This is a genomic window from Cupriavidus sp. PET2-C1 (assembly GCF_054515855.1).
This window is the reverse complement of sequence record NZ_CM137260.1, coordinates 2,650,629-2,670,813: the sequence shown is the minus strand read 5'-3', so window position 1 is coordinate 2,670,813 and position 20,185 is coordinate 2,650,629. Positions and strand designations below refer to the sequence as shown.

The window sequence follows — 20,185 nt, the reverse complement described above, 5'->3', positions numbered from 1 at the left end:
ATGACCGACCCCACCCTCCTGAGCGTTGCCGAATTGCGCATGGCGCTGGCCCACCAGCGCCTGTCGCCCTCCACGCTGGTGCAAGCCTGCCTGCGGCGGGCCGCAGCGGCGCACGCCGCCACGCATTGCTTTGCCGCGCTGGACGAGGCAGGCGCGCTCGCCCGCGCCATCGAGCTGGAGACGCACAGCGCGGCCGGCGCTGCCCGGGCGCCCCTCTGGGGCATCCCCTTCGCGCATAAAGACGTGCTGGCCGACCCCGCCCGGCCGCCGCGCGCGGGCTCCTTGTTCGACGACCTGATTGACGACCTGGTCGACGATCCTGCGGCGGCCCGAAGGCCGGCGGCCGTGCTCGAAGCCCTGCACCTGTCCGGCGCGATCGGCCTGGGCGCCACCGCGCTCGACGAGCTCAGCTACGGTGCCACCGGCCTGAACGATCACTACGGCCACTGCCGCAACCCGTGGGATGCGCGCTGCATCACCGGCGGCTCGTCGGGCGGCGCGGCGGCGGCGGTCGCGGCGCGCGCGGTGCCGTTCGCCATCGCGGCGGACACCGGTGGCTCGATCCGCATTCCGGCATCGATGTGCGGGGTGGTTGGCCTGAAGCCCACTTGGGGCCGCATCGCCACGCGTGGCGCGGTCCCGCTGTCGCCGTCACAGGACACGCTCGGCATCATCGCCCGGACCGCCAGGGATTGCGCGGCGGTGCTCGACGCGCTGGATCCTGCGGCGGTGCGGGCCACCACGTTCGAACGCATCAGCGGCCTCCGCAGCCCGCTGGCAGGCCTGCGCATCGGCGTTGCCCGGCACCCGTTCTTCGAGGTAGCGCATGACGACGGCGCCTCGGTGATTGCCGGCGCCTTGCTCGCGTTCGAATCGCTGGGCGCCAGCCTGCATGACCAGACCGTGCCCGGCGTCGAGGCCTGCGATGCCGCGGCTACCGTGGTGACGTGGCGCGAAGCGATAGCGCTCCACAGCCAGCGCCTGCGTAGCCACGCGGATCGGCTGGCCCGTGCCACGCGGCTGCGGCTGGAGACGGCGCTGGCGGCCAGCCCCGACGATTACGCGCGCGCCCTGGCCTACCGGCCGCTGGCGCTGCGCAGGTTTGTCGATCACGTCTTCTCGGCGTGCGATGTGCTGGTGGCGCCTAGCGTTGCCGTGCCAACGCCGCGCATCGCCTCCGTGACGCACGACGCCGCGCAAGCGGTGCGCGTGACCACCTCGCTACTGCGGGCCAACCGCTGCATCAGCTATCTCGGCCTCCCTGCCGTGTCGCTGCCGGTGGGGTTCACCCCCGACGGCCTTCCCGTGGGCTTGCAGCTGATCGGCAGGCCTTGGGCCGAAGGTACCCTGCTTGACGCCTGCGCCGCATTCCAGCAAGCCACCAGCTGGCACCGTATCGAGCCCGTGTTCAATGGCCTGGAAGCGGGCGGCATCGCGGCGGAGCCGGACAACGGGTAAGCCGCTGAAAAGGCAAAGCGGCGCGATGGTAGACTCGGCACAGCCCCAAAACCGCGCGGGCCGCCTCTATAATCCGCGCTCCCGGCCAACCATCGCAGATATCTCGCCTCATGCTCAAGGAAACAGCGGAAGCCCGCCCGACACGCCGGTACGTGGAGAAACGCGAGGCGATCCTCGATGCCGCTGCCCGGCTGTTCAACCGCAAGGGCTTGCGCGGCGCCACGCTCTCGGACGTGGCGCAGGAAGTCGGCCTGAGCACCAACAGCATCACCTACTACTACCGCAAGAAGGAAGACCTCGTGGTGGCGTGCCTGATGCGCACCATCGACGAAATCGCGGGCATCGCCGACGCTACGGCCGACGAACCGCTGCCGCAGGCCAGGGTGCGCCGCTTCATTGCGCTTTTCTTCCAGCGGCTGGCCCTGACGGCAACGGGCGAGCGCCCCGAGCTGATGAGCTTTCGCGAGATCCGCTCGCTGCCCGACACCCACGCGGACGTCGCCTTCGCGGCCTACACGGACATGTTCCGGCGCATCCGCAAGCTGTTGCGCAGCGACACACCCAAGGACCCCGCGCAACGCAGCGCCCTGAGCGCGGCGGCGCACTTGCTGCTGTCGCTGACCAGCGGCGCGATGACATGGGTGGAGCGCTATGAGCCGGAGGACTATCCGAAGGTGGCGGATACCGTCGTGGATATCCTGCTCAACGGCTTTGCGTCACCGTCATCGCGATGGGACGGCGCCCCTGCCGCGACACCGCCGATCCCGCTGGCCGAGACCACCCAGGAAGCCTTCCTGCGCGCCGCCACGGAACTGCTCAACGAACTGGGCTATCGGGGCGCTTCCGCCGATCGCATCTCCGCGCGGCTGAATCTCACCAAGGGGGCCTTCTATCACCACAACGAGAACAAGGACGACCTGATCTCCGCCTGCTTCGACCGCATGTTCGCGGTGATCCGCGATGCGCAGTCGCAGGTGGAGGACGGCCCGGGCACCGGCTGGGACAAGCTGTGCGCGATCGCGCGCGCGCTGGTCAGCTATCAGTTTTCCAGCCAGGGGCCGTTGCTGCGGCTGACCATCTACGGCGCGCTGCCCGAGGAGATGCGCAAGGAGAAGATGCTGACGATGAACCGTCTATCGGCGCGGTTTGCGCGGTTCCTGGTGCAAGGAATGCAGGACGGGTCGATCCGGGCGCTGGATCAGTCGATTGCTTCGTTGCAGGTGAACGGGATGATCAATGCCGCGGTGGAGTTGCGGCGGTGGGTGCCGGATGCCTCCGGGGAGAATGCGGCGGATCTGTTTATCCGGCCTTTGTTCCTGGGGATATTTTCAGGGCAGTGAGCGCCTTGATGCGCTTTGATGCGCCAACGCCTGGTGCCCCGCTTCCCGTGTCACCCCTCCAGATGGCAAGCCACCATCTGCCCATCCCCCCGCTCCCTGAGCACCGGATCCTCCACCCTGCAGCGCTGCGTTGCCTGCGCGCAGCGCGGGTGAAAGCGGCAGCCGGAAGGCGGGTGCAGCGGACTTGGCACTTCGCCCTTGAGCACGATGCGCTGGCGCTTTTCCTCGGCTTCGACGCTGGCTACCGGCACGGCGGACAGCAGCGCCTTGGTGTAGGGATGCCGGGGATTTGCATATAGCTCGTCGCGCCTGGCGATCTCCACGATGCGCCCGAGGTACATCACGGCGATGCGGTCGCTGATGTGGCGCACCACGGCCAGGTCGTGCGCGATGAAGATATAGGTCAGCCCGAGCCGCCGCTGCAGTTCCATGAACACATTGACCACCTGCGCCTGGATCGATACGTCCAGCGCGGAGACGGGTTCATCGCAAACGATCAGGCTGGGCTCGACCGCCAGCGCGCGGGCAATGCCGATGCGCTGGCGCTGGCCGCCGGAGAACTCGTGCGGGTAGCGGTCCGCCATATAAGGCAGCAGGCCGACCATCTGCAGCAGCTCGGCGATGCGGGCGCGATAGCGCTCGCGGTCGTTGGCCATGCCGTGCACTTCGAGCGGCTCGCCGATGATGTCGCTGACCTTCATGCGCGGGTTCAGCGATCCGAACGGATCCTGGTAGACCATTTGCACACTGCGGCGGAAGTTTTTCTCCTGCGCCTTGCTGAAGGTGGCGAAGTCGTCGCCGTCAAAGGCGATCCGCCCGCCGCTGGCGGCCAGCATCTTGATGATGGCGAGCCCGGTCGTGGACTTGCCGCAGCCGCTTTCGCCGACCAGACCCAATGTCTCGCCGCGCCTGAGCGTGAACGATACGCCGTCCACCGCCTTGACCGAGCCCACCTGCCGCTTGATGAAGACGCCCTGGGTCACAGGGAAATGCACCTTGAGGTTCTCGACGCGCAGGATCTCGTCGCCGATCTTGCCGTGCTGGCGCGCGGCGGGCACTGCCCGCGCTTCAGTGGTGGTCATGGTCATGGAGGAAGCATGCCTTGAAGTGATTCGGGCGCACGGCACGCAGCGCGGGGCGCGACAGGCCGCATTGATCGGTGGCGAGCTGGCACCGCGGCATGAAGGCGCACCCTGGCGGCAGCGCGGTGAGGTCAGGCGGCTGGCCGTCGATCGGCACCAGCGGCTGGCGGGTATCGCCGTCGATGCGCGGCACCGAAGCCATCAGCCCGCGCGTGTATGGGTGCGCGGGATGGCCATAGAGCTCGCGCGCGTTGGCGGTCTCGACCATGCGGCCGCCGTACATCACCGCCACGCGATCGGCATAGCGGGCCACCACGCCCAAGTCGTGCGTGATGAGCACCAGCGCCGTGCCGGACTGGCTGGCCAGGTCCTTGAGCAAGTCGAGGATCTGCGCTTGCACTGTGACGTCGAGCGCGGTGGTGGGTTCGTCCGCAATGATCAGCTGCGGCTTGCAAGCCAGCGCCATGGCGATCATGGCGCGCTGGCGCATGCCGCCCGAGAACTGGTGCGGATAGGCGCCCAGCCGGCTCTGCGGCTCGGGGATCTGCACCTTGCCAAGCAGCTCGCCGGCGATGCCCAGGGCGGTCTTCCACGGCATGCCCTGGTGCAGGTTGATCGGCTCTGCGATCTGCTTGCCCACGGTGAGCGCCGGGTTCATCGACGACATCGGCTCCTGGAAGATCATCGCGATCCGGTTGCCGCGGATCGCACGCATTTTTGCCGGGCTGAGCTTGAGCAGGTCCTGCCCGTCAAAGCGGATCTCGCCCGATTCGATGCGGCCCGCCGGGCTGGGAATCAGGCCAAGGATAGATAGCGCGGTCACGCTCTTTCCGGAGCCGGACTCGCCAACGATGGCCAGTGTCTCGCCGGGGGCGACATCGAACGAGACCTGGTCCACCGCCGTGACCACGCCCCGGTCGGTGCGAAAGCGCGTGGTCAGCTGGTTCACCTGCAAGATGGGCTGCGTCATGCGGGCCTCCTTGAAAGGGACAGGCGTGGGGCAAGGATAGGGCAAGGTTGGCGCATGGATGGCGCATGGACGGATAAGCGGATCAGAACCCCATCTTCTTCTTCATGTCCTGGTCGAGCCACATCCGTGCGTAGATCGGGCCGGGACGGACCGCGCCCGCGCGCAGCTCGGCGTTGTAGTTCTTCACCCAGGGCCACCATGCGGTGTACACGTAGGGGGTCGGCAACCAGATATACGGCGCATCCGCGAGCACATCGCGGGTCAGCGAGCGCAAGGCCTCTTGGCGGCGGCCGAGGTCGCGCATCTGGAAGGCCTCGTTGACGCGCTGCTCATACTTGGCGTCGCCCCACTGCGCGGCGTTCCAGACCTGGCCCTTCACGAAGCTCTTGCGGATCGTGGTGGTGGGGTTGGTATGGCCGTTGCTCATCAGGTAGCCGGGCGCATTGGTCTTGGTGGTCATGGCCGACAGGAACGCGCCGTACTCCATCGGCTGGATCTCGATGCGCACGCCAACCTGTTCCAGGTAGGCGCCGATCAGCGGCAGCAGCTCCAGGTGCTCCGGCTGGCAGGCGCATACCTGCACCTTGAAGGTGAAGCCCTTCGCGTAGCCCGCCTCGGCCAGCAACTTGCGTGCCTTGTCGGGGTTGTAGGTAAACAACTCCTTCACCGAGTCCGGCATGGCGCTCAGCGGCTCGAAGTAGCCGGCGTAGTCCGGATGCTGCGGGTAGGCAAACAGTTCGGCATTGCCGCCATAGAACTGCTTGACGATCTCCTGCTTGTTGACCGCCATGTTCAGCGCGCGCCGCACGCGCAGGTCGTTGAACGGCTTGGTATCGACGCGCAGCGCCACGTACTGGCCGTTGGTCGACAGCCAGCGCGACCACTTGAGCGCCGGTGCGTTCTTCTTGAGCTCATCGACCGCGGTCCAGCGGATAGACTCGAGCACATCCAGCTTGCCGGTGCGCAGCATGGTGTTGCGGGTGGACTCGTCCTTGACCGTGCGCAGCACGACCTTGTCGACGAAGGGCAGCTTGTAATCCTTGCCGGCGATCTTGTCGCTATCCCAATATTGCTCGTTCTTCGTGTAAGTGCTGGCGGTGCCCTGGACGAAGTTGCTCAGCAGGAACGGCCCGCTGCCGTTCACGTTCTTCCAGTTGCCGGCCCCGGCGGCCGCCACTTCCTTGGGCATGATGCCGGAGTAGTAGCCCCAGCCGAAGCGGTAATCCCATTCGGCGTTGAACTCCTTGAAGCGGAAGACCACGGTGTACTTGTCCGTTGCCTCCACCTTGTTGAGGTGGTCGTAATACGTGGGGATCTTCTTGGCGCTGGTGTTCTGGCGGTTGTAGCTGAAGACCACGTCGTCGGCCACCAGTTCGCGCTCTTCCATCACGCCCGCCTTGGCGGGAAATTTCACGCCCTTGCGCAGCTTGACTTCCAGCGTCAGCGGGTCGACCCACTTCCAGCTCTCGGCCAGCTCGCCGCGAATCGCATCCTCCGGCAGCCACGCATCGGCCTGGAACGGATACTTGCCGCCATTGCGCCTGGCCTTGGAAAGGTCGGCGACGAAAAGCTGTTCGTAGACCTGGCCGGTGTCGTAGTTCTGCTTCCAGTTCCAGTCCGCCAGGTCCCACGACAGGGCGGAGATGGTGGGATACATGGAGCCGATCTCGAGATTGCCGCCGTACTTCGGCGCTTCGGCCTGCGCGCAGGCGGCGCCGGCGGCAAGCGCCAGCGCCACGCCTGCCACCACTGAAGACATTATCCGGTTCAAGCCGCGTCCCTCCATCGTCATCCTCCGTTGTTGGTTATCGCGATCCGCGCATGCGCGGGTCGAGCAGGTCACGTAGCGCGTCGCCGTAGACGTTGATGGCATAGACGACGACGGTGAGGCAGATGCCGGGGGCCAAGGCCAGCCAGGGCCCCTGGAACATGAAGGTGCGGCCGTTGCCCGAGAGCATGCCGCCCCAGGTCGGCGCGGGCGGCGGCACGCCCAGCCCGAGGAAGGACAGGCCGGACTCAGCCAGGATCGCAGTGCCCACGCGCGTGGTGAACAGCACGATGATGGGCGGCAGCACGTTGGGCAGGATATGGCGCCAGAGGATGCGGCCGGTCGATGCGCCCATGGACTGCGCCGCATGCACATACATGTTCTCGCGCACCGAGACCACCGCGCTGCGGATGATGCGCGAGCCGCCCACGCCCAGCAGCAGGCCCAGCGTGCCGATGATCTGCCAGCTGCCCGGGCCGAGCACGGACACCACCACGATCAGGATCACCAGGTCGGGAAAGCTCATCCACGCATCCACCATGCGCTGCACGATCAGGTCGAACTTGCCGCCCAGGTAGCCGCTCAGGATGCCGATCAGCACCGAGATGGCGGTGGCCAGCGTGGCGGCCGACAGCCCGATGATGACCGAGAGCTGCGCGCCGTACAGGCAGCGCGAGAGCATGTCGCGCCCGAGGTTGTCGGTGCCGAAGGGGTGCGCCCACGAAGGCGGCTGCAGCCGCTTCATCATGCTGATCTCGTTGACGCCATACGGCGCCAGCCAGTCGGCAAAGATGCCGCAGAACAGGAAGATCATGCAGATCACCGCGCCGGCGGCGCCAAGCGGCTTCTCGCGGAACAGGCGGCCCACCAGTGCGAAGGCTGACCCGAGCCAGCCGGGGCCAGGCTTGGGCTGCGCGGCATGGGCGGCATGAGAGGCTTGCGCCGTCTTGAGCGCCGGGGCGTTTGCGATTGGACGTGCCATCAGCGATGCCTCACTTTCGGGTCGAACAGCCCGTAGCTCAGGTCCACGAGCAGGTTGATGAGCATGACCGCCACCCCGACCACCAGGAAAACGCCGGTGATCACGGGATAGTCCCGCTGGTTCACGGCGTCCAGCAGGAGCAGCCCCATGCCCGGCAGCGCAAAGATCTGCTCGATCACCACGGCCCCGCCGATCAGCAGCGGCGCTTGCAGGCCGATCAACGTCACCACCGGGATCAGCGCGTTGCGCAGCGCATGGCGCAGGATCACCAGGCGCTCGTTCAAGCCCTTGGCCCAGGCCGTGCGGATGTAGTCCTGGCGCAGCACCTCCAGCATCATCGTGCGCGTCATGCGCATGGTGATGGCCGACAGCGCCATGCCAAGGATGATGGCAGGCACCAGCATGTTGCTGATGTGCTGGAGCGGGTCATCCAGGAAGGGAACGTAGCGCACCTCGGGCGACCAGCCCCACCACACGGAAGGAAACACCATGATCATCGTGCCCATCCAGAAGCTGGGCACCGCCAGCATCAGGATGGAAAACGAGCGCGCCACGTAGTCGGCCGCGGTGTCTTGCCGGATCGCCGAGAGCACGCCCACGGGCAGCGCAACCGACAGCGCCACGAACAGGGCAAGCGCGCCCAGCGAGAAGGTGGCGGGCATGCGCGCCAGCACCATCTTCAACACCGGCTCACCCTGCCACAGCGACTGGCCGAGATCCCCGTGCAGCACGATGTTGCCGATCCAGTGGACGTACTGGAACCACATCGGCTGGTCCAGGCCCAGCGCGCGGATCAGGTCCTCGCGGCTCTTGGTGTCGGCGCTGATGTCGTTCTGGCTCAGCATCAGGTCGACCACGTCGCCCGGCACCATGCGCACGATCACGAAGACAATCAGGCTGGCAAACAGCAGCGTGGGCAGCAGCGCCAGCAGGCGGCGCAGGATGTAGGCACTCATGGCGCGCCCGCTTCCGTGACGCCCGGCCGGGCCACGCCGCGCGCCCTGAGAAAAGATACCGTGGATACGATAATGAATGCCGCCCCGACCATGCCGTCTCCTGTTCGGTGCTTCGCGTGATCGCCTAACGCACCGGACAATCATCGCTTGACGCGCAAATCAAGCGATATCTGGCGCGAACCAGGGGTACATCCCTGGGAGACTTCCACCGAGCTGCTGTTTGTGCAGATAGCCCATTCAGCATACCCAGAGTTCTAATCCATGACAACCGAACTGACCCTTGAATGCCTAGTGGATTTACCTAGGTCGGCGCTGCCGTTGCGGGCCGCTTGTGCGGCGCAAACTTGCGGCCCGCAACGCGAGGACGAGCGCAGGCCCCACGCCTGCGCGTGGACGGCCTGCAAAGACGGTTGAGGATGGTGCGTTGCGGCGCGCCGCTCAGTAGCCGCGCAAGGCCGCCCAGCGCTGGGTGTGGAAGTTGGTGTCGCCGAGCAGGATCTGCGCGGCGCAGGCGCGCTTCATGTAGAAGCCGATCTCGAACTCGTCGGTCATGCCGATGCCGCCGTGCATCTGCACGCCCTCTTGCACCGCGAGCATCGCCGTGGCGCCGGCGCGCGCCTTGGCGGCGGATACCAGCGCGACTGGCTGCGCCGGGCCGCCGTCGAGCAGTTGCTGGCTGCGCAGCACCGCCGCGCGCGTGATTTCGATCTCGCTGAACAAGTGGGCGGCGCGATGCTGCAGCGCCTGGAACTCGCCGATGATCTTGCCGAACTGCTTGCGCTCCTTCAGGTATTGCAGCGTGCGCCCGAAGGCTTCGTCGGCGATGCCAACCAGCTCGGACGCCAGCGCCGCGCGGGCGATATCGAGCGCGTGCTCAAGCATGGCCGCGCCGCCACCGGTCTCGCCCAGCACCGCGTCCGCCGCCACGCGCACATCCCGGAACTGCACGCGCGCGGCATTGCGGGCGTCCGCCATCACGGTGCGCTCCACGGCAACGCCATCGGCGCCGCGCGGCACCAGGAAGAGCGTGACGCCATCGCGGTCGCTGGCGTTGCCGCTGGTGCGGCCCACCACGATCAGCGTATCGGCGACATGCCCGTCGATCACGAAGACCTTGGCGCCATTGAGCACGAACCCGCCGTCCTGCTGCACAGCGGCAAGCGCCTGGCGCTCCGGGCGGTGCGCCGCGCCCTCGTCGACCGCCAGCGCGGTCAGGTGCTCGCCGGCCGCGATGGCGGGCAGGAAATGCGCCTTCTGCGCTGCGCTGCCGGCCCGTGAAATTAACGAAGCGCCCAGCAAGGCGGTGGAGAAAAATGGCGTGGGGGCCAGCGTGCGGCCAAGCGCCTCCATCAGGACGCCCGCCTCCACCGCGCCGAGCTCGCTGCCACCGTACTGCTCGGGGATCAGCACGCCGGCAAAGCCCAGCTCGGCAAACTCCCGCCAGAGAGCGGGCGAAAAGCCCGTGTCGTCCCGCGTGTCGCGCAGCTTGCGCAGCATCGGGATGGGTGCGCTTTCGCGCAGGAATGCCAGTGCGCTGTCCCGCAGCATCTCCTGGGTCTGATTCAATACGATTGCCATGGTCGGTCTCTGTCGGTCTCTAAGAGGCTGTTTCAAAATGAAGCGAAGCGGTTCTGGCTAGGCGCGCGGCCGCAGACAGTACAACTGGTACGGCAAGGCCGCGCAACGACGCCAGAATCTTTTTGAAATGGCCTCCAAGCGTTCAAGCGTGGAGTTGGGGCGGTCAGGCGCCGGGCAGGCCGAGCAAGCGCTTGGCAACAATGTTGAGCTGCACTTCGCTCGTGCCGCCCTCGATCGAGTTGGCCTTGCTGCGCAGCCAACCGCGCGCGGTGGCGCCGTCGTTGCTGCGCTCGCTCTCCCACTCCAGGGCCTCGCTGCCACCAATCGACATCAGCAGCTCATAGCGCCGCTTGTTCAGCTCCGACCCGTAGTACTTCAGCACCGACGAGAACGCGGCAATGCCCTCGCCCTGCCGGGCCAGGTCCAGTGCGCGCTCACCCGCCAGGGCGAACGCCGCTTCATCGATCTCGAAGGTGGCGATCTGCGCGCGCAGCATGGGCGCGTCGACTTCGCCGCGTTCGTTCTGGCCGAGCGTGTCGCGCGCCAGCTTGCCCATTGGCGGGCGCTGGCCGCGCCCGCCGATGCCGCTGATCATTTCGCGCTCATGGGTCAGCAGGTACTTGGCGATGGCCCAGCCGCCGTTTTGCTCGCCCACCAGGTTGGCGCGCGGCACCACCACATCATCAAAGAAGGTCTCGCAGAACGGCGACTTGCCGGAGATCAGCACGATGGGCCGCGCCGTCACGCCCGGCGTTTCCATGTCGAACAGCAAGAAGCTGATGCCGGTGTGCTTCTGCGCCGAAAAGTCGGTACGCACCAGGCAGAAGATCCAGTCCGCCTTGTCGGCGTACGAAGTCCACACCTTCTGGCCGTTGACGACAAAGTGATCGTCGCGCTCGTCCGCGCGTGTTTGCAGCGAGGCCAGGTCCGACCCGGCATTGGGCTCCGAATATCCCTGGCACCAGCGGATCTCGCCGCGGGCGATCCTGGGCAGATGCTCGCGCTTCTGCGCCTCCGAGCCAAACCGGAGCAAGGCCGGGCCAAGCATCCAGATGCCAAAGCTTTGCAACGGCACACGGCAGCCGAGCGCTTGCATTTCCTGGCGCAGCACCTTGGCCTGCTCGCGGGAGAGGCCGCCGCCGCCATACTCGCGTGGCCACTCCGGCACCGTCCAGCCCTTCTCCCCCATGCGCGCGAGCCAGAGCCGCTGCGCCTCGGACTGGAAGCGGAACTTGCGCCCGCCCCAGCAGATGTCATCTTCGTTGCGCACGGGCTGCCGCATTTCGGGCGGGCATTGCGCTTCCAGCCAGGCACGTACCTCCTGCCGGAAGGTTTCCAGGTCATCCACGCTTGTCTCCTGTTTTTATGGCTTGTCTTGTTTTGAGGTGCTTCGGACTTTTGTGTGGGGACTGCATGCGGGTACGAGTGGCCGGAAGCCATACGCTGTCTTGCTCCCCTCTCCCATGAAATGGGAGAGGGGCCGGGGGAGAGGGTGGGCGCTCGCTCAAGGTGATGCGCCTCGCTATTGCGCAGGCCCGCCCTCTCCCCCAACCCCTCTCCCGCCATGCGGGAGAGGGGAGCTACGGCAGCGCTGGATTTAGCCCGGCGATGCATCGACCCACACGAAAGTCGGATGAACCAGTTTTGATTTGGATTCGTTATATAAGCCCGACCCCGCAACGTCAATACTCCATTCCCTAAAATTGAGACGCGGCATGCCAAAACACCCCCTCATTGCTGCCAAGCATGCATTTTCTGCCAATGTGATAGCATTCCCGGAAACATACCGTAACCACTAAACCGGCAAGCACACCAAGCCGGTCCGCGCCCGTGTGGCGCAACCAGGAGACAATGTGGAGGCTGAAGCCAGCAGCGCGCCGCGCTGTGCCATCCCTGCCTTTCCCGGTGCCCGGGCGCCGGATCGCTCGCGCACCGTCAGCGCCGACGGCATCCGCATCGCCGTCCATGAGTGGGGCGCAATCGACGCCACGCCGGTCCTGCTGGTGCATGGCGCCATGGATTTCGCGCGGACCTTCGATGTCTTCGCGCCGCTGCTGGCGGATGCCGGCTACCGCGTGGTGTCTTACGACCAGCGTGGCCACGGCGACTCCGAGCATGCCGACCTGTACAGCTGGGTTGCGGACGAGCGGGACCTGCTGGCGGTGGCCGACTCGGTCACGCGCGAGCCGCTGATCGCAATCGGCCATAGCAAGGGCGGCTCGCTGCTGGTGCATGCGATCCAGGCGCTGCCGCACCGGTTCACCCGCTTTGTCGCCATCGATGGCCTGCCCTTTCGCAATCCGCACGCGGACAGCGCCGTGCGCGACAAGAAATCGATGACCGCGCCCATCATCACGCGCTGGCTCGATACGCGCCGGCAAAGCCCGGGCCTCGCACGCAAGCCCGGCACCCTTGAAGAACTCGCCCGGCGGCGCGCCCGGATGAACCCGCGGCTGGCCCATGCGTGGCTGTGCTACCTGGCCGCGCTCGGCGCGCGGCAGGATGCGGACGGCTGGCGCTGGAAGCTCGACCCGGTGATCGGCTCCTCGGGCTTTGGCCCCATGCGCGCGCGCTGGATGACCGACCGCCTGCCGGGTTTTCCCATTCCCATGCTGGCCATCTTCGGCACGGAGCGCGAGCCGATGGGGTGGGATGCCACCGCGGCCGACCTGGCGCCGTACTTCCCGCCCTCGACCCAGGTGCAGGTGATGGCCGACACCGGGCACTTCATCCATATCGAGCGGCCGCACGAGACCGCGCAACGCATCCTGCCCTTCCTCCGTTCATGACCCTCTACCTGCGCCACAACCGCCTGCGCCTTGCCCTGCATCCGCTCAAGACCGGCAGCGGGCCCGCGCTGCTGTTGCTGCACGGGCTGGGCGAGCGATCGCCGGACACATTGCCGGCCGAGTACGCCGGCTGGCCCGGCACGGTGCACGCGCTGGATTTCACCGGGCACGGGCTCTCGGACATTCCGCGCGGCGGCGGCTACAGCTGCGAGTTCTTGATGGCGGATGCGGATATCGCACTGGCGCACTTGGGCCCGTCGACCGTGGCGGGGCGCGGGCTGGGTGGCTATATCGCCTTGCTGCTGGCCGGCGCGCGACCGGAGCAGGTGCGCGGCGCCATCCTGCGCGACGGCCCCGGCCTGGCCGGTGGCGGCACCGCCGCACGCAACCCGTATATCCCGGTGGTGGATACCACGCGCACCGGCCCGCCCGACCCGTACGCCATCGCCGACCTGGCAACTGACGTGCGCCCGCCGAGCTACGCGGCCAACTACGCGATGCTGGCCGCGCAGCACTCCGACACGCCGCAGCCGGTCTCCGTGTGCACGCGCGAGCGCCCGGACTGGCTGAAGGCGGTGACGGAGCTGCTCTCGCTGGAGCAGGCCGAGCTGGACCAGGCGCTGCGACACTACGCGGCGCAAGCGGCGATGCGTGGAGACGCTCAGGCATGAAAGCGGAACTCGCCGCGCAAGCCGCTCCTGGCACAAATGCCGGACATGGCGATGCGCACGCACTGGCGGAGGACAGCTTCCGCGCCCACGTACAGCAGCACCTGCCACGCAACGCGCGCGCCTACCTGATCCACGGCATGCTGGGCATGACCGGCTTCCGGCTGGTGACCGCCCCCACCTTTGTGCCGGCCTATATCTACCTGCTGTCGGGCTCCAAGCTGGTGGTGGGGTGCGTGCTTGGCGCGCAGTACGCGGGCATGGCGATGTCCTCCATCTGGGGCGCCACGCAGATCGAGCATCGCCAGCGCGTGATGCCGCTGATCTACCTGGTGGGCTGGCTGGTGCGCCTGCAGATCCTCGGCCTGGGCTTGTCCGCCTTCCTGCTCTCGGGCGACGGCGCGCTGGCCGCCGCCGCCGGGTTCCTGCTGCTGTTCGGCCTGTTCAACGGCGTGCAGAACGTCACCTTCAACTACCTCACGTCCAAGATCATTCCGCTGGAGCGGCGAGGCGCGCTGAGCGCGTTCCGCAATTTCCTCGGCGGGCTGATCGCGGCGGCGGTAGCCTATCTGGGCGGCCGCTTCCTGGTTGGCGGCAATGTGTTCGGCAACGGCTACGCCACCACCTTCCTCTCCGCCTTCGTCCTTACCAGCCTGGGCATCTCCGCGCTGACCCGCATGCGCGAGCCGGTGCTGCACGATGTGCGCGTGCAGTCGGGCTTTCGCCAGCGCCTGCGCGAAGTGCCGGCGCTGCTGCGTGCGGACAAGCACTACGTGCGCTTCTTCGTGGCCCGCGCGCTGGTGGCGTTCAGCATGATGGCGGTGCCGTTCTATGCCATCTACGTTGGCAGCCATCTGCCGCTCTCGGGCGCCACGCTAGGCTACCTGAGCATTGCCTACCTGCTGGCGCAGACCACCAGCAACCTGATCTGGGGCCGCCTGGCCGACCGCCACGGCTATCGGCTGGTGTTCCTGTGCAGCATCGGGCTGTGGGTGCTGTCCACCGCCGCGCTGCTGCTCTGCGATGGCCTGGGCGCATTCCTGCTGGTGTTCTGCGGGCTGGGCGCCAGCTTTGGCGGCTACTTCCTGTCCGCGGACAATTTTGCGCTGGAGTTCGGCAACCGGCGCGACCGCCCGATGCTGCTGGCCGTGTCCGATACGGCCACCTACACGATGATGGCGTGCGGGCCGATCCTCGGCGGCATGCTGGCGCAGGGGGTGCGCTTCTCGCTGGTGTTCGTCGCGGCCATGGTGGTCATGAGCATCGCCTTTGTGCTCGCCCTGCGGGTGGAGGAGCCGCGCCGCCGCCCGCGGCCGCAGCGCGAGGGCAACACATAGCGCCAACGCCAGGATCAACGGGAACATCGGGAACATCGGGATCACCAGGAGACAAGATGACATTCAGGACCTATCCGGAATTCAGCACGCACTACCCGCTTGTGCTCACCACGATCATGAAGCGCCCGGTGCGGATGTATCCCAACGAGATCGGCGTTGTCTACCGCAACCACGCCACCGGCGAGTATTTCCGCTTTACCTGGATGCAGTGGTACCGGCGCGTGGCCCAGCTGGCCAACGGCCTGCGCGGCGAGCTCAAGGTGCGAGCCGGCATGCCTGGCGAACCTGGCGAGCGCATCGCCACGATGGCGCTCAACACCCATCGCCACCTGGAGCTGTACTACGGCGTGACGGGCATTGGCGCCACGCTGCACCCTATCAATGTCCGCCTGTCCCCGCAGCACATCGTCTACACCATCCGGCACGCGCAGGACAAGATCCTGTTTGTCGACGACACCCTGATGCCCTTGCTGGAAGGCATCTACGACCAGATCAAGGATGTGGTCGAGCTGGTGGTCTATATGTCGGACAAGCCGGGGCTGCCGCAGACCCGCATCCCCAACATCATCGAGTACGAAACGCTGATCGCCCGCCAGGCCGAGACCATCGAGTGGCCCGCCCTGCACGAGGACGTGAACGCCACGCTGTGCTACACCACCGGCACCACCGGCCAGCCGAAGGGCGCCACCTTCACACACCGCCAGCTCTACCTGCTGACCATCCACATGATGGCGCAGCTCGCCATCGGCAACACGCCGGACCACGACATTGCCGATGGCCTGGGCACGCGGCTGGGCGAAGGCGCGGTGCCGCTGCTGAATACGCCGATGTTCCACATCCACGGCTGGGGACAACCCTTCGTCGCGGTCTATAGCGCGCAGAAGATCGTGCTGCACGGGGCCTTTACCGTGCAGGGCTTCTGCGAGCTGGTGGAGCGCGAGAAGGTGACGTCGGTGGGCATCGTGGCGACCATCGCGGCCATGCTGCTCGAATACCCGGACCTGAACAAGTACGACCTCAGCAGCCTGGTGCGCGTCAGCGTGGGCGGCGGCGCGCTGCCGCTCGGGCTCAAGCGCAAGCTGGAAGCCCTGATCCCCACCTTCCGCATGAGTTCGGGCTACGGCATGACCGAGACCGCGCCCACCATCGTTGGCTCGTTCATCAAGAAGACCATGGTCCACCTGGAGCGGGACGAGACCGATGCGGTGCTGGTCAAATCCGGCCTGCCGATTCTTGGCGTGGAGGTGGAGGTCGTCGACGACAAAGGCAAGCCGGTGCCGCAGGACGACCACGCGGTCGGCGAGATCGTGGTGCGCGCGCCCTGGGCGACCGGTCAGTACTACCGCAACCCCGAGAAAAGCGCGGAGCTGTGGCAAGACGGCTGGCTGCACACCGGCGACATCGCCAAGGTGGATGCCGAGGGCTATATCACCATCGCCGACCGCATGAAGGACGTGATCCGCAGCGGCGCGGAGATGGTGCCCACGGTACTGCTGGAGAACCTGATCGCGATGGCCGATTTCGTGCACGAGGCGACAGTGGTCGGCGTGCCCGATCCGGTATGGGGCGAAAAGCCCTTGGCGCTGGTCAGCGTGCGCAACGGCTTTGAGGCCAGCGAGGACAGCGTCATCGATTTCCTGAAGGTGCACGGCGTCGATACCGGCAAGATCACCAGGTGGATGCTGCCCAAGCTCGTCGCCATCACGCGGGACATCCCCAAGACCAGCGTAGGCAAGTACAACAAAAAACAGATCCGCGATGACCTGGAGACATTCCTGGCCATCGCCAAGGACGTTTCGCATCGCCACGGTTAGGCATTCACTCAAAACACAGCAGGAGACTTCCCATGCGTGAAGCAGTCATCGTATCCACCGCACGTACGCCCATCGGCAAGGCCCATCGCGGCGCCTTCAACAACACGCAGGCGCAGGAGCTTGGCGCCCACGCCATCTCGCACGCCGTGCAGCGCGCCGGCATCGACCCGGCGGAGATCGCCGACGTGATCCTGGGCTGCGCGGTGCAGCAAGGCTCCACGGGTGGCAACGTCGCGCGCCAGGCGCTGCTGCGCGCCGGGCTGCCCGTCACGGTGTCGGGCATGTCGATGGACCGCCAGTGCGCCTCGGGCCTGATGGCGATCGCCACGGCCGCCAAGCAGATCATCGTGGACGGCATGCAGGTTGCCGTGGGCGGCGGGCTGGAGTCGATCTCGCTGGTCCAGAACGACAAGATCAACCGCTACCGCGCGCAGGATCCGCAGCTGGTGCAGACACTGCCGCAGATCTACATGACGATGCTGGAGACGGCCGAGATCGTGGCGCAGCGCTATGGCGTGAGCCGAGAAGCCCAGGATGCGTACTCGCTGCAATCGCAGCAGCGCACCGCCGCCGCGCAGCAAGCCGGCCGCTTCGACGCGGAAATCGTGCCAATCACCACCACCATGCTGGTCACCGACAAGGCCAGCGGCGCCGTGAGCGAGAAGCAGGTCACGCTGGCCAAGGACGAAGGCAACCGCCCCAGCACCACGCTGGCCGACCTGCAGGCCCTCAAACCGGTCTTCAAGAACGGGCAACGCGTGGCCGAGGGCAGCTTCATCACCGCCGGCAATGCCTCGCAACTGTCCGATGGCGCATCCGCCATGGTGCTGATGGAAGCCAAGGAAGCCGAACGCCGCGGCCTGCAGCCGCTGGGCGCGTACCGCGGCATGGCCGTTGCCGGCTGCGATCCGGATGAGATGGGCATTGGCCCGGTGTTCGCCATTCCCAAGCTGCTCAAGCAGCACGGCTTGTCGATGAGCGACATCGGCATCTGGGAACTGAACGAGGCGTTTGCCAGCCAGGTCCTGCATATCCGCGATACGCTCGGCATTCCGAACGAGCGCCTGAACGTCTCCGGTGGGGCGATCTCCATTGGCCATCCGTACGGCATGTCCGGCGCGCGCATGAGCGGCCACCTGCTGCTGGAAGGCAAGCGCCGTGGCGCCAGGTTCGGCGTGGTGACGATGTGCATCGGCGGCGGCATGGGCGCGGCAGGGCTGTTCGAGATTTTCTGAGCCGGGCGCCAGCCCTCGCATCAAGCCACCTGAACTGACACACTGACGCAACGACACACCGACACACCGACACACTGGAGTCCACACGCATGACCGCCATCAACGCAGTCGCCGATCTCGCCGTGGAAGGCGATATCGCCATCCTGACGCTCAACTCGCCGCCGGTAAACGCACTGTCCGCCGCAGTCCGCGCGGGCATCCTCGCTGGCATCGAGCTCGCCATCGCCGACAGCAACGTCAAGGGCATCGTCCTGACCTGCGCGGGCAAGACCTTTATCGCCGGCGCCGACATCACCGAATTCGGCAAGCCGCCGGTTGGCCCGTCGCTGGCCGACGTGCAAGCCGCCATCGAAGGCTCGCCCAAACCGGTGGTCGCCGCCATCCACGGCACCGCGCTGGGCGGCGGGCTGGAAGTCGCACTGGTCTGCCACTATCGCGTGGCAGCCAGGTCCGCCAAATGCGGCCTGCCCGAAGTCAACCTCGGCCTGCTGCCCGGCGCTGGCGGCACACAACGCCTGCCCCGCATCGTCGGCCCCGCCAAGGCGCTCGACATGGTGACCTCGGGCGCCCACATCGACGCGGCCGCCGCAGCCGAGATGGGCCTGTTCGACCTGGTGACCGAGAACGCCGCGCTGCGCGCCGGCGCCATTGCCTTCGCCAGGCAGGTCAACGCCGAGCAGCGCCCGCTGCGCAAGGTGCGCGACCTCAACGAAAAAGTGGAAGCCGCGCGCGGCAAGCCGGAGCTGTTCGCCGATTTCCGCCGCGCCAACGCCCGCAAGTTCCGTGGCTTCGACGCGCCCGAGTACAACATCCGCTGCATCGAAGCGGCGGTCAACCTGCCCTTCGACGAAGGCATGAAGGTGGAGCGCAAGCTTTTCCTGGAGCTGATGAACGGCACGCAATCCGCCGCGCAGCGCTACTACTTCTTCGCCTCGCGCCAGGTCTGGAACCTGCCTGCCGTGCCGGCCGACACGCCGGTCATCGACGTGAAGAAGGTTGGCATCATCGGCGCGGGCACCATGGGCGGCGGCATCGCCATGAACATGCTCAACGCCGGCATTCCCGTCGTGATCGTGGAAACCGCGCAGGAAGCCCTGGACCGCGGCGTGCGCACCATCCGCGCCAACTACGACAACACCGCCAAGAAGGGCCGCATCACCGCCGCCGACGTCGACAAGCGCATGGCGCTGCTGACCCCGACGCTGGAACTCGGCCAGCTGGCCGACGCCGACCTGGTCATCGAAGCCGTCTATGAAAACATGGACGTGAAGAAGGATATCTTCGGCAAGCTCGACAAGATCGTGAAGCAAGGCGCCATCCTGGCCACCAACACCTCCGCGCTCGACGTCAACGAGATCGCCGCCGCCACGTCCCGGCCGGAATCCGTGATCGGCCTGCACTTCTTCTCGCCGGCCAACGTCATGAAGCTGCTGGAAGTGGTACGTGGCGACAAGACCTCCAAACCCGTCATCCGCACGTCGATGGAGCTGGCCCGCAAGATCGGCAAGATCGCCGCGCTGGTGGGCGTGTGCCCGGGCTTTGTCGGCAACCGCATGCTCGCCCAGCGCCAGCGCGAGGCACAGAAACTCGTGCTCGAAGGCGCACTGCCGTGGGACATCGACCGCGTGCTGTACAACTTCGGCTTCCCGATGGGCCCGTTCGCCATGAGCGACCTGGCCGGCCTGGACCTGGGCTGGATCCGCGAGAAATCCAGCAGCGCCACGCTGCGCGAGATATTGTGCGAGATGGACCGCCGCGGCCAGAAGACCGGCGCGGGGTACTACGACTACGACGAGAAGCGCAATGCCATCCCCTCGCCCGTGGTCGAGGGGATCATCCGCGACTTTGCCGCCAAGCAGGGCAAGACCAGCCGCGTGGTCTCCGAGCAGGAGATCCTTGAGCGTTGCATCTACCCCATGATCAACGAAGGCGCGAAGATCCTGGAGGAAGGCAAGGCCATCCGCGCCTCCGACATCGATGTGGTGTGGGTCAACGGCTACGGCTGGCCGGTGTACCGTGGCGGCCCGATGTGCTATGCGGACACGATCGGGCTGGACAAGGTGCTGGCAGCCATGAAGAACTTTCAGGCGACGCTCGGCGCGGACTTCAAGCCGGCCAAGCTGCTCGAGGACCTGGTTGCGCAGGGCAAGAAGTTCAGCGACCTGAAGTAGGCAGTTGCGGCGCTGCGTGCCGATGCACCCCTTGGCC

General features: G+C 66.7%; 15 protein-coding genes. 8 read left to right on the top strand and 7 right to left on the bottom strand.

The window, feature by feature from the left end; translation table 11 throughout:
- Both ACX12D_RS31920 and ACX12D_RS31915 read left to right on the top strand, forming a co-directional pair.
- Positions 1–1,458 carry an amidase gene (locus ACX12D_RS31920; RefSeq protein WP_459374985.1) on the top strand — a complete coding sequence of 486 codons (1,458 nt, stop codon included), beginning with the start codon at positions 1–3 and terminating at the stop codon, positions 1,456–1,458.
- 110 nt (positions 1,459–1,568) lie between these two features.
- The gene (locus tag ACX12D_RS31915; RefSeq protein ID WP_459374984.1) at positions 1,569–2,798 is read left to right on the top strand and encodes a TetR/AcrR family transcriptional regulator; all 1,230 of its coding nucleotides are present in this window, start codon (positions 1,569–1,571) and stop codon (positions 2,796–2,798) included.
- A gap of 50 nt (positions 2,799–2,848) precedes the next feature.
- On the opposite strand, the gene ACX12D_RS31910 is transcribed toward ACX12D_RS31915, so the two are convergent.
- The 7 genes from ACX12D_RS31910 to ACX12D_RS31880 all read right to left on the bottom strand — a co-directional run bounded on the left by ACX12D_RS31910 (position 2,849) and on the right by ACX12D_RS31880 (position 11,482).
- The gene (locus ACX12D_RS31910; protein WP_459376585.1) at positions 2,849–3,880 is read right to left on the bottom strand and encodes an ABC transporter ATP-binding protein; all 1,032 of its coding nucleotides are present in this window, start codon (positions 3,878–3,880) and stop codon (positions 2,849–2,851) included.
- A complete protein-coding gene (locus ACX12D_RS31905) occupies positions 3,867–4,850 on the bottom strand; it encodes an ABC transporter ATP-binding protein (protein WP_459374983.1) in 984 nt (327 codons plus the stop codon). The genes ACX12D_RS31910 and ACX12D_RS31905 overlap by 14 nt, the downstream gene beginning before the upstream one ends.
- 82 nt (positions 4,851–4,932) lie before the next feature.
- Positions 4,933–6,609 carry an ABC transporter substrate-binding protein gene (locus ACX12D_RS31900; protein ID WP_459374982.1) on the bottom strand — a complete coding sequence of 559 codons (1,677 nt, stop codon included), beginning with the start codon at positions 6,607–6,609 and terminating at the stop codon, positions 4,933–4,935.
- Positions 6,610–6,655: 46 nt separating this feature from the next.
- On the bottom strand, positions 6,656–7,600 hold the full coding sequence (locus ACX12D_RS31895) for an ABC transporter permease (protein WP_459374981.1): 945 nt from the start codon (positions 7,598–7,600) through the stop codon (positions 6,656–6,658).
- Complete coding sequence (locus ACX12D_RS31890; protein ID WP_459374980.1) at positions 7,600–8,556, bottom strand: ABC transporter permease; 957 nt, start codon at positions 8,554–8,556, stop codon at positions 7,600–7,602. Before ACX12D_RS31890 ends, ACX12D_RS31895 begins: the two co-directional genes overlap by 1 nt.
- 438 nt (positions 8,557–8,994) lie before the next feature.
- Positions 8,995–10,134 (bottom strand): acyl-CoA dehydrogenase family protein, encoded by a 1,140-nt coding sequence (locus tag ACX12D_RS31885; protein ID WP_459374979.1) that lies wholly within the window; start codon positions 10,132–10,134, stop codon positions 8,995–8,997.
- Positions 10,135–10,297: 163 nt separating this feature from the next.
- Positions 10,298–11,482 carry an acyl-CoA dehydrogenase family protein gene (locus ACX12D_RS31880; protein ID WP_459374978.1) on the bottom strand — a complete coding sequence of 395 codons (1,185 nt, stop codon included), beginning with the start codon at positions 11,480–11,482 and terminating at the stop codon, positions 10,298–10,300.
- 505 nt (positions 11,483–11,987) lie between these two features.
- On the opposite strand from ACX12D_RS31880, the gene ACX12D_RS31875 reads away from it, so the two are divergent.
- The 6 genes from ACX12D_RS31875 (at position 11,988) to ACX12D_RS31850 (ending at position 20,148) form a co-directional block, all read left to right on the top strand.
- On the top strand, positions 11,988–12,923 hold the full coding sequence (locus ACX12D_RS31875) for an alpha/beta fold hydrolase (protein ID WP_459374977.1): 936 nt from the start codon (positions 11,988–11,990) through the stop codon (positions 12,921–12,923).
- Complete coding sequence (locus ACX12D_RS31870; RefSeq protein WP_459374976.1) at positions 12,920–13,594, top strand: alpha/beta fold hydrolase; 675 nt, start codon at positions 12,920–12,922, stop codon at positions 13,592–13,594. The genes ACX12D_RS31875 and ACX12D_RS31870 overlap by 4 nt, the downstream gene beginning before the upstream one ends.
- Positions 13,591–14,928: an MFS transporter gene (locus tag ACX12D_RS31865; protein ID WP_459374975.1), complete on the top strand. Its 1,338-nt coding sequence runs from the start codon at positions 13,591–13,593 to the stop codon at positions 14,926–14,928. Before ACX12D_RS31870 ends, ACX12D_RS31865 begins: the two co-directional genes overlap by 4 nt.
- 56 nt (positions 14,929–14,984) lie before the next feature.
- Positions 14,985–16,742, top strand: coding sequence for a long-chain-fatty-acid--CoA ligase (locus ACX12D_RS31860; protein WP_459374974.1), 1,758 nt, complete (start codon positions 14,985–14,987; stop codon positions 16,740–16,742).
- A 32-nt stretch (positions 16,743–16,774) separates the two neighbouring features.
- A complete protein-coding gene (locus ACX12D_RS31855; RefSeq protein WP_459374973.1) occupies positions 16,775–17,977 on the top strand; it encodes an acetyl-CoA C-acyltransferase in 1,203 nt (400 codons plus the stop codon).
- A gap of 89 nt (positions 17,978–18,066) precedes the next feature.
- Positions 18,067–20,148, top strand: a complete 2,082-nt coding sequence (locus ACX12D_RS31850; protein ID WP_459374972.1) for a 3-hydroxyacyl-CoA dehydrogenase NAD-binding domain-containing protein — start codon at positions 18,067–18,069, stop codon at positions 20,146–20,148.
- Positions 20,149–20,185 lie beyond the last annotated feature (37 nt).